Genomic DNA, 13,607 nt, shown 5'->3' with positions numbered 1-13,607 from the left:
GAACTGATGGCGAGTCCGACGACTGTCACGGCGGCGCCCGATCTCGCCGTACTCCAGCGCAGGGCCGCCGAGCGGGCGGCGGCGCGGGCCGGCGGCGAGGACCGGCTGCGCGGACACATCGTCTGCGACGGGCTGGTCCGGATCTTCAAGACCGAGGGCGTCGAGGTGGTGGCGCTACAGGGGCTGGACCTGGTGGTCGACCGGGGCGAGCTGCTCGCCATCGTCGGCGCCTCCGGCTCGGGCAAGTCGACGGTGCTGAACATTCTCTCCGGGCTGGACGTGCCGACCGCCGGGATCGCCCGGGTGGCCGACTTCGACCTGTTGACGATGTCGCCGAAGCGGCGGCTGCGGTACCGCCGGCACACCGTCGGCTTCGTCTGGCAGCAGACCGCCCGCAACCTGCTGCCCTATCTGACCGCCCGGGAGAACGTGGAGCTGCCGATGCGGCTGGCCCGGGGGCTGCGCGGCCGGGCGGCCCGCAACCGGGCGACGGAGCTGCTGGAGATGGTCGGCGTCGGCTACTGCGCGGACCGCCGGCCGGACCAGATGAGCGGCGGCGAGCAGCAGCGCTGTGCGGTGGCGGTCGCGGTGGCGAACGACCCGGAGGTGCTCTTCGCCGACGAGCCGACCGGCGAGCTGGACGAGGCGACCGCGGCCGAGGTCTTCGGCGCGCTGCGCACCATCAACGCCGAGCTGGGCGTCACCATCGTGGTGGTCACGCACGACCACGCCGTCTCGTCCCAGGTCCGCCGGACGGTCGCGATCCGCGACGGGCGGACCGCCTCCGAGGTACGCCGCTCCACCCGGCTCGGCGCGGACGGCGTCGAGGAGTTGGTCACCGAGGAGTACGCGCTGCTGGACCGGTCGGGTCGGATGCAGTTGCCGGCCGCCTTCGTCGACGCGCTGAGCCTGCGCGACCGGGTACGGCTGAACCTGGAGCCGGACCACGTGCAGGTCCGGCCGGGCGGCACCGGGGACGGGGAGCGGCCGTGACCGGCGGGGCGGGGCGACAGGGCAGTGGCGGGGACGGCGCGGGAGGGCGGCTGATGGGCGAGGAACTGGTCCGGGTCGAGGGGGTCGGGCGGGACTTTCCGGCCGGCGACCGGGTGGTGCACGCGGTCCGGGAGGTCTCGTTCACCGCCGCCCGGGGCGAGCTGGTGGCGATCCGGGGCCGCTCCGGCGCGGGCAAGACCACCCTGTTGAACCTGATCGGGGGTCTGGACCGGCCGAGCCACGGGCGGATCCACGTCGCCGGGCACGAGATCACCGCTGCCGGGAGCGGCGAGCTGCTGGAGCTGCGCCGCTCCACCATCGGTTTCGTCTTCCAGTCCTTCGGGCTGATCCCGATCCTGTCGGCGGCGGAGAACGTCGGTGTGCCGCTGCGGCTGGCGAAGCGGCGTCGGGCCGAACGGGAGGAGCGGGTGACGATGCTGCTCGAACTGGTCGGGCTGGGCGGTCAGGCGGCGCAGCGGCCGTACGAACTCTCCGGCGGCCAGCAGCAGCGGGTGGCGGTGGCCCGGGCCCTGGCGAACGATCCGGCGCTGCTGATCGCGGACGAGCCGACCGGTCAGCTCGACTCGGAGACCGGTCGTTCGATCATGGATCTGCTCCGCGCGCTGGTGCACGCCCGAGGGATGACCGCGCTGGTGGCGACGCACGATCCGACCCTGATCGACCTGGCGGACCGGGTCCTGACGCTGCGCGACGGCCGGCTGGTGGACGGGGCGGGTCTGGAAGAGGCGACGCTGGCCGGGAGCTGACGGCCCCCGGACACGATTCAGGGGTGGGATTCGTACGCTCGTACGAGCCCCACCCCTGAGCCGACGTTCGTTCGAGTCTCAGTCGCCCTGCCGCTGCTGGGGGATCTGGCCCTGCAGCAGGGCACGAACCTCCGACTCGCGGTAACGGCGGTGCCCGCCCAGCGTTCTGATCGCGCTGAGCTTCCCCGCCTTAGCCCACCGGGTCACGGTCTTCGGGTCGACACGGAACATCGACGCGACCTCTGCCGGCGTGAGTAGCGGCTCAGGTTCATGCGTACGCGATGCCATCGGTCACTCCTCCACAGGTGCCTATAGACATCGGCCGGGGTCCCGCCGGCCGACGCGTCTCCCATGGTCCGGCTAGTCCCCGATGTCCGACATGGGCCGAACGGCCGAAGGTCCCTGGATGGACGGATGAACAATGACCGATATATGGCCCTTTTTTATGCCAGAAAAAGACTTAACCGGACGGCCGATTGCCCCTCGTAACGCCGATATTACGAGCGGCATTCACCTGTGTGCGCTCCCAATGGGCCCTGAGCCGCATTGTTCGCTAATTGCAACGCTCCAGTAACTGCACCGCCCGCCACCGCGCCACGAGCTTCTCGTACGCCTCGGTGGCCGCCTCCGCGTCACCCCTGGAGAGCCCGGCCAGCCCGGCCGCGACCAGCTCCGGAGAGTCGTCCGCGGCCAGCGCCTCGTCCGGGAGCAGGTCGACCAGGCCGCCGTAGTCCAGCTCCACCACCGACCGGGGATGGAACTCCTCCAGCCAGCGGGCCCCCTCCTCGACGGCCTCGGTGATCGGCGCGTCCCCGACCGACTTGCGCAGCACCGACAGGCCCCGGGAGGCCCGACGGCGGGCCTTGGAGATCTCGGTGCGGTACCGCAGCACCCGCCGGTCCGGCCGGGTGGTCAGCTCCCGCTCCTCCGGGTCGACGAAGACGAACCAGCGCAGCGGCACCCCCCAGGTGGCGATCTGCTCGTGCAGCCTCGGCACCCCGTGCTCCAGCACCCGCGCCCCGCTGCGCCAGTCCTCCACCACGGCCTTCGCCTGGCCGGCCAGCACCGGCGGGACGAACGCGTCGGCCAGCACCGGAGGCACCCCGTCCCGGGCGCTCAGCGCCGCCTCGGCGACCCGTACCCGCAGGTTCCAGGGGCAGACCAGCAACGTGTCGTCCGCCTCCAGGACGTACGCCTCCTCGGGCAGGTCGGGCAGCCGGGTCCAGCCGGCACCGAGCGCCTCGATCACCGCCGTCCGCTGCCGTACCGGCCCCTCCAGCGGGGCCACCGCCCGGCCCTCCTTGACGTAGCGACGCCAGAAAAGCTGCCGATCCCGGTCGAAGGCGGTCAACGGCTCGTACACCCGCAGGTAGGAAGCGAAGAGCGACGGCACGGCGCGATCCTCCCACGAAACGAGAGCCGAGGAGTCTCCAGCATCTCCAATCAGTCTCGGGCGCGTTGGCCGCGACCACGCCCGGGTCGATCGCGATTAGGCTCGGAGCAGGCCGGCAACATCCCCCGCCGGCACCGGGAGCCCCCCTCCCGCCGCATCCCACAAGGGTGCCCACCTCCAGATCAGGAGCGAGACATGGACGTATTCGCCAGTACCGACGGTCCGGAATCCGACGGCCACGAGCAGGTCGTGTTCTGTCAGGACAAGCAGACCGGGCTCAAGGCGATCATCGCCATCTACTCGACCGCCCTCGGCCCCGCGCTCGGCGGCACCCGGTTCTACCCGTACGACACCGAGGCCGAGGCGCTGCACGACGTGCTCGACCTGTCCCGTGGCATGGCGTACAAGAACGCGCTCGCCGGGCTGGACCTCGGCGGCGGCAAGGCGGTCATCTGGGGCGACCCGGAGCGGATCAAAACCGAGCCGCTGCTGCGGGCGTACGGCCGCTTCGTCGAGTCGCTGGGCGGCCGCTACTACACGGCCTGCGACGTCGGCACCTACGTCGCCGACATGGACCTGATCGCCCGGGAGACCCGCTACGTGACCGGCCGCAGCGTCGAGCACGGCGGCGCCGGTGACTCCTCGGTGCTGACCGCCTGGGGTGTCTTCCAGGGGATGCGCGCCGCCGCCGAGCACGCCTGGGGCTCGCCGACGCTGGCCGGACGCCGGGTCGGCGTCGCCGGGCTCGGCAAGGTCGGCAAGCACCTGACCGGCCACCTGATCGACGACGGCGCCTCGGTGGTGGCGACCGACGTGAACCCCCGGGCGCTGGACTGGGTCCGGCAGGCGTACCCGCAGGTCGACGTGGTCGCCGACAACCAGGCCCTGATCACCTCCGACATCGACGTGTACGCACCCTGCGCCCTCGGCGGCGCCCTGGACGACGACACCGTGCCGGCGCTGCGCGCCTCGGTGGTGGTCGGCGCGGCCAACAACCAGCTCGCGCACCCGGGCATCGAGAAGCTGCTCGCCGACCGGGGCGTGCTGTACGCCCCCGACTACGTGGTGAACGCCGGCGGGGTGATCCAGGTCGCCGACGAGATCGAGGGCTTCAACTTCGAGCGGGCCAAGCTGCGGGCCACCCGGATCTACGACACCACCCGGGAGATCCTGCGGCTGGCCGACGCCGAGGGGGTGCCGCCGGCGGTCGCCGCCGACCGGCTCGCCGAGCGCCGGATGGCCGAGGTCGGCCGGCTGCGCACCATCCACCTGCGCTGACCGTCGCGGTCTGCCCAAGGGGCGGAGCCGAGCGGGTACCCCGGCTCCGCGCCCCGGCGGGACGGACCTCCGCCGGATTGCCGGCCAATCAGGCGGAAAGTACGCTGTACTGGACCGATGGGTCCGGAGGCCTCAAACACGTCACGGACAGGGCGGGCGGGCGCTCCTTACTGAGTAGGATGGGACCGCCCGTCGATGTCCCCGCGACGCGCGGGTACGGGCGGTGGTAACCCGAGGTGCCGAACCGGGGCATCCCCATGTACCGTAAGAGCCACGAGAGATGCCTGACGTCATCGGGGCCCGCCTTCGGGCTGCCCCGAATTCTGTGCGAGGGGGTCGAGCCATGGGGCGCGGCCGTGCTAAGGCCAAGCAGACTAAGGTCGCCCGGGAGTTGAAGTACCACTCCCCGAACACCGACCTCGCCGCCTTGCAGCGAGAACTCGGCGGCAGCCGCAAGTCGGACCACGACTTCGACGACGACTACAAAGAGTATGTCGACGACGATGACGAGGATCATGACGCGGGCGACGACCCGGGTAACTGGGTCTCGGCCCGCTGACCTCTGGTCACATCTGAGCACGCGGTAACACCGCGTGCTCACGCGTGTCCGAGTGCCTGCGGGCCGTATCGCCGATCGGGACGCCAAACGGTAAGGACCTGCCGGGGTCGGAGCATGTCTCCGGCCCGCCGGCAGGTCCTTCCGTTGGTCGTGACCGTCCACCACCGGTAAGGCGCGGCGGAGCCGCCGCTGCCCGGTCACCACCGGAGCACGGACGCCCGCCCGTCGAACAGGCGGAACGGGACGCCCGGCGCACCGGGTGCGTACCCGGTTCAGCGAGGGCGGTTGTTCCAGTTGTAGAACGTCGGGATGTTCTCGAAGTGGTTCCAGGCGCAGACCGCGCTCGCGCCGTCCCCGCCGGTCGCCACCTCGTCCCGGAGCCGGCGCGCCTCCGCCGCCTCCCGCAGCAGGCTGGTGAGGCCGGCCCGAGCATCGAGCACCCGGGCGGCCACCCGATCGTGCGGTACGGCCTCGACGGGCTCAGGCGGCCGTGGGCTCGTGATCTCGGGCATGGTCCAACACTCCCTCTAGTAGACGGATCTTGCTGTTGCGGCAGTGGTCGGTCTCCGTACCGTCGAAACGCCCGTGCTCGAAGTAGCGGTTGGCGGCATGTCCACCCCCGCAGAACCCGAAGTACGGGCACCGGGCGCGGCAGTTCTCCACGCCGGTGAGGAACTCCGCCACCCACGGCGTACGCCCGGCCGTGGCGAGGATGTCCCGCAGCGGGGTTTCCAGGACGTTTCCGCTGGTGAAGTCGGCGTAGTCCGGGTCGGTGAAGCCGGCGAGTTCGGGGGAGAGCAGCACCACCGAGCCGTCGTACCCGATGGTCGGGATGGGATCGAGCTGGCGGGGCAGCACGTCGTCCTCGGTCCCGTCGAGGACCGCCGCCGCGTACCGCAGCGACCACTCGACCTCCCGGAGGTGGATCCGGGGGTTCCGGCGCCAGGCGGTGACGAGTTCGGCCCAGAAGCCGCTGACCAGCTCGGCCGGGTGGGCGTTGCGCCGGGTGTTGACCCCCTCCGTCTCCTCGATGTTGATCCCCAGCACGTCGCAGCCGAGGTCGAGGAAGTAGTCGTACAGCTCGGTGGCGAGCCCCGGCTCCGGCCGGCCCACCACGCAGAGCGCCGAGTAGGAGATCCCGTGCCGGCGCAGCGCTTCGACGCCGGCCATGATCCGGTCGTACGACGGCTGGCCGCCCCGGCCGACCCGTTCCCGGTTGCGGTCCCGGGGCCCGTCGACGCTGACGCTGACCCGGATCCGGTGCGCGGCGAAGAACTCGCACCAGGCGTCGTCGATCAACGTCGCGTTGGTCTGCACGTGGTGCTCGACGGCGGAGTCGAAGGGCGCCAGCAGGGCCGCCAGGTGCTCCCGGCCGGCGGCGAGCGGCTCGCCCCCGTGCCAGACCACCGAGAACCGCCCCTGCCCGGCCCAGCCGTTGACCGGGCCGGCCACCGCCGCCGCCACCGGTACCGTCATCCGGCGGTCCGCCGCCCGGAAGGGGAGGTAGCAGTAGGCGCAGTCGAGGTTGCAGAGCGTGGTCGGCTGCATCACCACGTAGCTGGGGACCGCGGCGATCCCCCGCATGCCGGAAAACTCCTGTCCACGGACAGCCATGGCCCTCCTCCCCCGCCTCTGAGGTGCCCCTCAGGCTAGGTGGCGGTAGCCACCCCGGTGAAGCTGACCAGGTATGCCGAGAATCACGGGCAATATCGCGGATGCGGGTTTTGGCGTTTTTGTTGTGCTGGACCCGGTCTGGCTCGGGTCAGCCTCGGGTGTGCTGGCCGATCATGTGCACCTCGCCGGTGCCCTCGATGATCTCGCCGGCCTGCCACGCCTCGACACCGCGGCCGGTCAGGCAGGCCAGCGCCCGGTCGGCGTCCTCGGCCGAGACGATCGCGAACATGCCCACGCCCATGTTGAAGGTGGACTCCATGTCCTGGTCCTCGATCCGGCCCTTGGCCTGCACCAGGTCGAAGATCGGCTGCGGCCGCCAGGTGGCCCGGTTGACCACCGCGTCGACGTTGTCGGGAAGCACTCGGACCAGGTTGCCCGGGATGCCGCCGCCGGTGACGTGCGCCAGGGCCCGCACCTCGGCCTCGGCGATCAGCTTCAGGCAGTCCTGGGCGTAGATCTTGGTCGGGGTGAGCAGCTCCTCGCCCAGGGTGCGCTGCTTGCCGAAGTCCTCGATCACGCTGTCCAGCCGCATCCGACCGGCGCCGAGCAGCACGTGCCGGACCAGGGAGTAGCCGTTGGAGTGCAGGCCCGAGGAGCCCATCGCGATCACGACGTCGCCGACCTCGACCCGCTCCGGGCGGAGGATCTCGCTCTCCTCCACCACGCCCACGCCGGTGGCCGAGACGTCGTACTCGTCGGGGCGGAGCACCCCGGGGTGCTCGGCGGTCTCGCCACCGAGCAGCGCGCAACCGGCGTACCGGCAGCCGTCGGCGATGCCGGCGCCGATCTCGGCGACCTTGTCCGGTACGACCTCGCCGCAGGCGATGTAGTCGAGCAGGAAGAGCGGCTCGGCGCCGCAGGCGACCAGATCGTCCACCACCATCGCCACCAGGTCGATCCCGACGGTGTCGTGGATGTCCATCTGCTGCGCGATGACCAGCTTGGTGCCGACCCCGTCGGTGGAGGAGGCGAGGATCGGGTTGCGGTACTTCTGGGTGTCCAGCCGGAAGAGGCCGGCGAAGCCGCCGATGTCGCCCATCACCTCGGGACGCCGGGTGCCCTGCACCTTGGGGCGGAGCAGTTCGACCGCGCGCTCACCGGCGTGGATCGAGACGCCGGCGTCCGCGTACGACACGGTGCGCTTGCGTCCGGACCGGCCCATCCCCGCCGTCCAGGGCTGATGGGTGCCGCCCGGGCCGTTTCCTGCACCACTGCGCTCGGTCACGTGCGTCACGGTTCTCCCCTTTGTGGTTCTCGCGGCTGGCCGCGTCGGTAGCGGTCGAGGATCGCTCGACTTCGTGCTGCCCGGCCGGATGTGTCCGGTTGGGCCGGTCCTGGCGCCGGGCGTCGTGCCCATCAGCGGTGCCCGGCGTGGTGCCTACGCGTGCGACGACACCTCGCCGCCACTGGGACTGCTCACGAACGGCTGACCGCCCGGACCGCGGGTGGCCCCGGTCGAGGCCACCTCCTCCGCCCCGGCGCCGGCGACCCGGCGGTCAACTCCTTCGAGTACGTGCTTGCCGATCAGGTTCCCCGCCGGCAGCTCGATCGGATATTCCCCGTCGAAGCAGGCCCGGCAGAGCCGGGTCTTCGGCTGTTCGGTGGCCGCGATGAGACCCGCCAGCGAGACGTACCCGAGGCTGTCGGCCCCGATGGACCGCCGGATGCCCTCGTTGTCCAGCCCGTTGGCGAGCAGCTCCGCCCGGGTGGCGAAGTCGATGCCGTAGAAGCAGGGCCAGTTGACCGGCGGCGAGGAGATCCTGACGTGCACCTCCAGGGCACCGGCCTCGCGCAGCATCCGGACGATCGCCCGCTGGGTGTTGCCGCGCACGATCGAGTCGTCCACCACGACCACCCGCTTGCCGCGGACGTTCTCCCGGAGCGGGTTGAGCTTGAGCCGGATGCCGAGCTGGCGGAGCGTCTGCGACGGCTGGATGAAGGTGCGCCCGACGTACGGGTTCTTCATCAGGCCGGCGCCGTAGGTGATGCCGGACTCCTCGGCGTAGCCGATCGCCGCCGGGGTGCCGGACTCCGGAACCGGGATCACCAGGTCGGCCTCGACGGGGTGCTCCCGGGCGAGCCGCCGGCCGATGCCGACCCGGGCGGCGTGGATGTTGCGCCCGGCGATCGTGGTGTCCGGGCGGGCGATGTAGACGTACTCGAAGAGGCAGCCCTTCGGCTCCGGCGCGGCGAACCGGGCCGACCGCAGGCCGTGCTCGTCGATGGCGATCAGCTCGCCGGGCTCGATCTCGCGGACCAGGCTCGCCCCGACGATGTCCAGCGCGGCGGTCTCGCTCGCCACCACCCAGCCGCGCTCCAGCCGGCCGAGCACCAGCGGACGGACCCCGTACGCGTCACGGGCGGCGTAGAGGGTGGTCTCGTCCATGAAGACGAAGCTGAACGCGCCGCGCAGCGTCGGCAGCACCTCCAGCGCGGCGGCCTCGACCGAGAGGTCGGGGCGGCTGGCCAGCAGCGTGGTCACCAGGGCGGTGTCGGAGGTCGAACCGTCCGAGTCCATGCCGCGCTCGATCGCGTCCCGGGCGAGTTCGGCCGTGTTGACCAGGTTGCCGTTGTGGGCCAGCGCGATCGTGGTGCCCGCCGTGTTGGCCCGGATGGTCGGTTGGGCGTTTTCCCAGGTCGATCCACCGGTGGTGGAGTATCGGGTGTGCCCGATCGCCAGGTGGCCGCGCAGGCTCGCCAGCGTCGGCTCGTCGAAGACCTGGGCGACCAGGCCGAGATCCTTGTAGACCACCACGCCCGACCCGTCGCTGACGGCGATGCCGGCAGCCTCCTGACCGCGGTGCTGGAGCGCGTAGAGACCGAAGTAGGTGAGCTTCGCCACCTCTTCGCCCGGAGCCCAGACTCCGAAAACACCGCACGCGTCCTGTGGTCCGGGTCGTTGGGGGTCGAGGTCATGGCTCAACCGGCCGTCGCCTCGGGGCACCTGCCGCTCCCTTTTGCTGATCTGCTCGGGACTCGCCTGTCACCCGGCTGATTTCGGGTTCTGTCGACTCAGACAGTGTACGCGAACCGCAGCCGATACAGAGAGCCACGTTATGACCCCCGTAAGTGACAGATGGTGATGGAAGAGTGCGGCTAAACCGGAAGAAATGGGGAGATATCCGAACGATTGCCGCTGGTCTGCACCAGTCCTTCGGCGACCGCCGTCAACCACGACAACCGCCCGGTCGCCAGCCGGATCCAGGTCTCCGGTGCCATCTCGACCACATTCGGCGGGGTACCACGGGTGTGTCGCGGTCCGGGACAACACTGGATCGCCCCATAGGGTGGCACCCGGACCTCCACCGCCCGGCCGGGAGCGGCCCGCGCCAACTCGCTCAGCAGGGCACGAACGGCGTCCCGCGACGTCGTCCGGTCCGGCGTACGGCCGGCGTCGAGGTCCGCCAGCGCGGCCGTGACCGCTGCGGACTTATTGTGCGGAGAGGACACGTCGGGACGATACGACCCGGCTTCGTGGCATTTTTCGCCGCCCCTGGGTCGCGCTCATCCGGTCGGACAAGGCATAGTTGCCGACGGTGTAGTCGTATGGGTAGATCCCCGCCGACGACGGGTCGGCGGCGGAGCCCCGGAAGGCGGTGGACGTGACAGCACACCGACGAGCCTGGATCTCCCGGGCCGGTGTGGTCGTGGCGCTGGCAGCCAGCGCTGTATTCGCTCTCCCCACCACACCAGCCTTGGCTGACGATCCGGACGTGACGATCACGGGCGTCAACGCCAACCTCAACGCGGGGCAGACCACCACGCTCAGCTTCAGCGTCAAGAACAACAACGGCGGCGTACTGGGCGGGGACACCTCGTTCAACATCAACGTCCGGGGCTTCAACGAGTTGCAGTGCCAGGGCGAGCGGTGCGACTTCACCGACACCATCGACCTCGGCGCGACCAAGTCCTACAGCGTCACGCTCCGGGCTGGAAACGTCCCGGCCGGACAGACCCGGTCCGGCAGCGTCCAGATCAACGCCCAGGTCGGTGACGACAGCGACTCGGCCGCACGGAACATCACCGTGCGCGGGCCGGAGGCACCGCCGGAGGTGCAGACGGTCGCCGAGGTCTCCGGACGGGTCACCAACGAGGCCACCGGCGAAGGGGTTCCCGGCGCCAGCATGCGGCTGACCGACGGGCAGGGCCGGACCCACAGCGCCACCACGAGCAGCAACGGCAACTACCAGTTCAGGGGCTCCCAGGACCGGCCGATCGCGCCGGGGCGGCTCCAGATCCGGGCCACCAAGGACGGCATCAGCGACACCAAGGAGGTGAACGGGGCCGCCGGTGCCCGGGTCAACGGGCAGGGCATCCAGCTCGCCCTGGCCGGCGCGCCGACCGCGACCCCGGAGGCAACGGTCGAGCCGACCGAGGACGCCGCCGAGGAGGAGCCGACCGAGGAGGCCGGTGCCGAGGAGAGCCAGGAGGCGGGTGCGCCGGACCAGGCCGCCAACGAGGAATCCGGCGGCGGGCTCGGCTCCTGGGTGCTGATCCTGGCCGGCGGCCTGCTGGTCGCCCTCGGCGTCGGCGCGATCGTGCTGCTGCTGATGCGCCGCAAGGAAGACGGCGGGGATGACGACGTGGACGGCCCGGGTGGGCCGGGACCGCGCGGCGGCGCGGCGGCCGGCCGGGGTGGCTACCGGGGCGACGACGACGCCACCCGGGTCACCAACCGGGCCGGTGCCGACCCGACGATGGTCAACCGGGGTGGCAACCTCGCCGACGCGCCCACCATGATGCACAGTGCTCCGCTGGTCGACGACGAGTTCCCGGACCCGTACGGTGCACCGCTGCCCGGGCCGCAGACGCCGGGTTACGGCGCCGGAGAGCCGGGCTGGGGCGGCAACGCCAACGGCTACGGTGACCGGCCCGGGTCCGGTGCCGGCGCGTACGGCAACGCACCCGGCTCAGGTGCCGGCTACGGCGCCCCCGCCTCCGGGGCCGGCTACGGCAACGCACCCGGCTCGGGTGCCGGCTACGGTGCCCCCGTCTCCGGCGGTGGATACGCCGCCAACGGTGCCGGTGGCTACGACGACGGGTACGACGAGCCGACCGGGCGCTACACCGGCGCCCGGGGCGGTGCCGACGAGTACGGCCCGGCGGCCGACCCGTACGACACGAACGCCTACCGGCCGTCCTCGGGTGCCGGCCACGGCGGCTACGAGCCGACCCAGCAGTACGGCCGGGACGACGACGGGTACGACGCCGCAGGCTACGGCGCGGCGGGCCAGGCCGGCTACGGTGACGAGCCGCGTACGGGTGCCGGATACGAACGCGCCGACGACGGCTACGACCAGCAGGGCTACGACAACCGGGCCGGCTACGAGCAGGGTTACGGCGCCGACCGGGCCGGCTACGACCAGCCGACCACCGGTGCCGGCTACGACCAGCCGCGTGGTGGTTACGACGACCAGAACGGTTACGACGACCGTGCTGGCTACGACCAGCAGCAGGGCGGCGGCTACTACGACGACGCACCGCGGGCCGGGCACAGCCGGACCGGTGCGCCGCAGCAGTCGAGCCGTTCGGAGCGCCGGTCGCTCGACTGGCTGGACGACTGAGCCGACCCGCACGACACAACCCGGAGGGCCCGGTTCGCGACGGCGAGCCGGGCCCTCCGGGTTTCGCGGTACCGCTGTGCCGACCGATCCGGCGGTGACGAAAGGCGGGACGGTCCCGGTCAGGCCGGCGAGTAGACGCCGTTGCGGAGTACCGGCACCACGTCGGAGACACCGATCTGGACAGCGATCTCGACGTCCTGACCGAATCCCCGGCTGACGAGTTCCCGGCCGGAGACGCTGCCCCGGACCGCTGCCGGAACGTCGGGCAGGCTGTTCAACGCGGCCAGCGCCAGCGCCGCCTCGACGGAGAGCCCACCGGACACTGTGGAGAGGGCGTCGAGTACGGCCGCCGCGCCGAGCTGGTCCTCGACGCCGGGCCGGAGACTCTCGTCCGGCCAACGCTCCCCGGCCGCCACCACTCCGATCGGTGCGGTGGTCGAGCCGTACCCCTGGGCGAGGAGCCAGCGCCCGACGGCGCTGGCGTTGCGCAGGCAGGCCGCCACCACCGGCAGCCCGGTCGCGCTGGCGGCGGCACTGATCGCCGAACCGTTCGGGGACGGCAGTACCAGGTCCGGCACGACCGGTGCGGTGTACAGGGCCGCCGGGGAGAGCGACCAGGGATGGTCCGGGGTGACCGCGCGGCGACCGACGGCGGCCACCGCGCCGACCCGGGTGGCGTACTCCGCGGCCTGGGCGCCCCACGGGAACGGGTGCACCCGCATCCCCCGGGCGACGGCCACCTCCACCGAGGTGGTGAAGGAGAGCACGTCCACGATCACCAGTACCGCGCAGACCCGGCTCAGCTCGGCCGCACCGGCCAGTCCCCAGTCCAGCCTGGCGCCGCTACCGGGCTGGGCGTAGACAGACTCCGCCGAGCCGTCCGACGGTCCGGTCAGCTCCGTCACGACGCGGTTCCTCCGCCGCCGGATCGACCCGACCGCCGCGCAGCCGGGTCAATCCGTCCGGCGATCTCCGTCATCGGTCTGGTCCGCCGGCTGCTGCTCCGCCGACTCCTGGTCCGCCGACTCCTGGTCCGCCGACTCCTGGTCCCCGCCCGGGGTGGCCGGAGCGGTGGTGGTGGTCGGAGCGACGTCACCCGAAACCACCGCTTCGGGAGCGATGCCCTCGGCCGCGACGCCGTCGGCAGGGGCGCCCTCGGCCGCGACGCCGTCGGCTGCGACGCCTTCGGCAGGGGCGGCGTCGGCTGCCGCGTCCTCGGCAGGGGCGGTGTCCGGGCCGCCAGCGGTGGGATCGGCGGCGGACTCCGGCTGCGGCGCCGAGCCGGCAGCGGAGGCCACCGGCTCTGGCCGGTCGGCATCGTCCGACTCGGCCCGGTCGGTGCCGGTGATCGGCTGGGCGGTGCCGGTGACCGGCTGCTC

13 protein-coding genes are annotated in these 13,607 nt (G+C 71.8%); 5 read left to right on the top strand and 8 right to left on the bottom strand.

Annotation, left to right across the window (positions count from 1 at the left end; all coding sequences use genetic code 11):
- Positions 1-6: 6 nt before the first annotated feature.
- Together C6W10_RS31155 and C6W10_RS31150 are read left to right on the top strand one after the other, a co-directional pair.
- Positions 7-993 carry an ATP-binding cassette domain-containing protein gene (locus tag C6W10_RS31155; RefSeq protein ID WP_107262660.1) on the top strand — a complete coding sequence of 329 codons (987 nt, stop codon included), beginning with the start codon at positions 7-9 and terminating at the stop codon, positions 991-993.
- Positions 994-1,046: 53 nt separating this feature from the next.
- On the top strand, positions 1,047-1,760 hold the full coding sequence (locus C6W10_RS31150) for an ABC transporter ATP-binding protein (RefSeq protein ID WP_107262659.1): 714 nt from the start codon (positions 1,047-1,049) through the stop codon (positions 1,758-1,760).
- Between the two features lie 78 nt (positions 1,761-1,838).
- On the opposite strand, the gene C6W10_RS31145 is transcribed toward C6W10_RS31150, so the two are convergent.
- Both C6W10_RS31145 and C6W10_RS31140 read right to left on the bottom strand, forming a co-directional pair.
- Entirely contained in the window at positions 1,839-2,048 is a 210-nt protein-coding gene (locus C6W10_RS31145; protein WP_007073996.1) for a BldC family transcriptional regulator, read from the bottom strand.
- Positions 2,049-2,313: 265 nt separating this feature from the next.
- The gene (locus tag C6W10_RS31140) at positions 2,314-3,153 is read right to left on the bottom strand and encodes a hypothetical protein (protein WP_101368644.1); all 840 of its coding nucleotides are present in this window, start codon (positions 3,151-3,153) and stop codon (positions 2,314-2,316) included.
- A gap of 195 nt (positions 3,154-3,348) precedes the next feature.
- On the opposite strand from C6W10_RS31140, the gene C6W10_RS31135 reads away from it, so the two are divergent.
- Both C6W10_RS31135 and C6W10_RS31130 read left to right on the top strand, forming a co-directional pair.
- Entirely contained in the window at positions 3,349-4,431 is a 1,083-nt protein-coding gene (locus tag C6W10_RS31135) for a Glu/Leu/Phe/Val dehydrogenase (RefSeq protein ID WP_107262658.1), read from the top strand.
- A gap of 343 nt (positions 4,432-4,774) precedes the next feature.
- On the top strand, positions 4,775-4,990 hold the full coding sequence (locus C6W10_RS31130; protein WP_107262657.1) for a DUF3073 domain-containing protein: 216 nt from the start codon (positions 4,775-4,777) through the stop codon (positions 4,988-4,990).
- Between the two features lie 272 nt (positions 4,991-5,262).
- On the opposite strand, the gene amcA is transcribed toward C6W10_RS31130, so the two are convergent.
- From amcA to C6W10_RS31105, 5 genes are all read right to left on the bottom strand, one after another.
- Positions 5,263-5,502: a multiple cyclophane-containing RiPP AmcA gene (gene amcA / locus C6W10_RS31125; protein ID WP_107262656.1), complete on the bottom strand. Its 240-nt coding sequence runs from the start codon at positions 5,500-5,502 to the stop codon at positions 5,263-5,265.
- On the bottom strand, positions 5,471-6,574 hold the full coding sequence (gene amcB / locus C6W10_RS31120; RefSeq protein ID WP_304598423.1) for a cyclophane-forming radical SAM peptide maturase AmcB: 1,104 nt from the start codon (positions 6,572-6,574) through the stop codon (positions 5,471-5,473). The genes amcA and amcB overlap by 32 nt, the downstream gene beginning before the upstream one ends.
- Positions 6,575-6,752: 178 nt before the next feature.
- A complete protein-coding gene (gene purM, locus C6W10_RS31115) occupies positions 6,753-7,898 on the bottom strand; it encodes a phosphoribosylformylglycinamidine cyclo-ligase (RefSeq protein WP_107262654.1) in 1,146 nt (381 codons plus the stop codon).
- 144 nt (positions 7,899-8,042) lie between these two features.
- Positions 8,043-9,608, bottom strand: coding sequence for an amidophosphoribosyltransferase (purF, locus tag C6W10_RS31110; protein ID WP_107262653.1), 1,566 nt, complete (start codon positions 9,606-9,608; stop codon positions 8,043-8,045).
- Between the two features lie 152 nt (positions 9,609-9,760).
- On the bottom strand, positions 9,761-10,114 hold the full coding sequence (locus C6W10_RS31105) for a sterol carrier family protein (protein ID WP_107262652.1): 354 nt from the start codon (positions 10,112-10,114) through the stop codon (positions 9,761-9,763).
- A gap of 263 nt (positions 10,115-10,377) precedes the next feature.
- Between C6W10_RS31105 and C6W10_RS39550 the strand changes: the two genes are divergently transcribed.
- A complete protein-coding gene (locus C6W10_RS39550) occupies positions 10,378-12,228 on the top strand; it encodes a carboxypeptidase-like regulatory domain-containing protein (RefSeq protein ID WP_159104829.1) in 1,851 nt (616 codons plus the stop codon).
- Positions 12,229-12,347: 119 nt separating this feature from the next.
- Here C6W10_RS39550 and C6W10_RS31095 read toward each other — a convergent pair whose 3' ends face one another.
- A complete protein-coding gene (locus tag C6W10_RS31095) occupies positions 12,348-13,124 on the bottom strand; it encodes a 2-phosphosulfolactate phosphatase (protein WP_107264423.1) in 777 nt (258 codons plus the stop codon).
- Positions 13,125-13,607: the final 483 nt, after the last annotated feature.

The sequence above is a fragment of the Plantactinospora sp. BB1 genome (assembly GCF_003030385.1).
Classification (GTDB): domain Bacteria; phylum Actinomycetota; class Actinomycetes; order Mycobacteriales; family Micromonosporaceae; genus Plantactinospora.
Note: the sequence above shows the minus strand (reverse complement) of the source record. Positions and strands in the feature narration are given on the sequence as shown.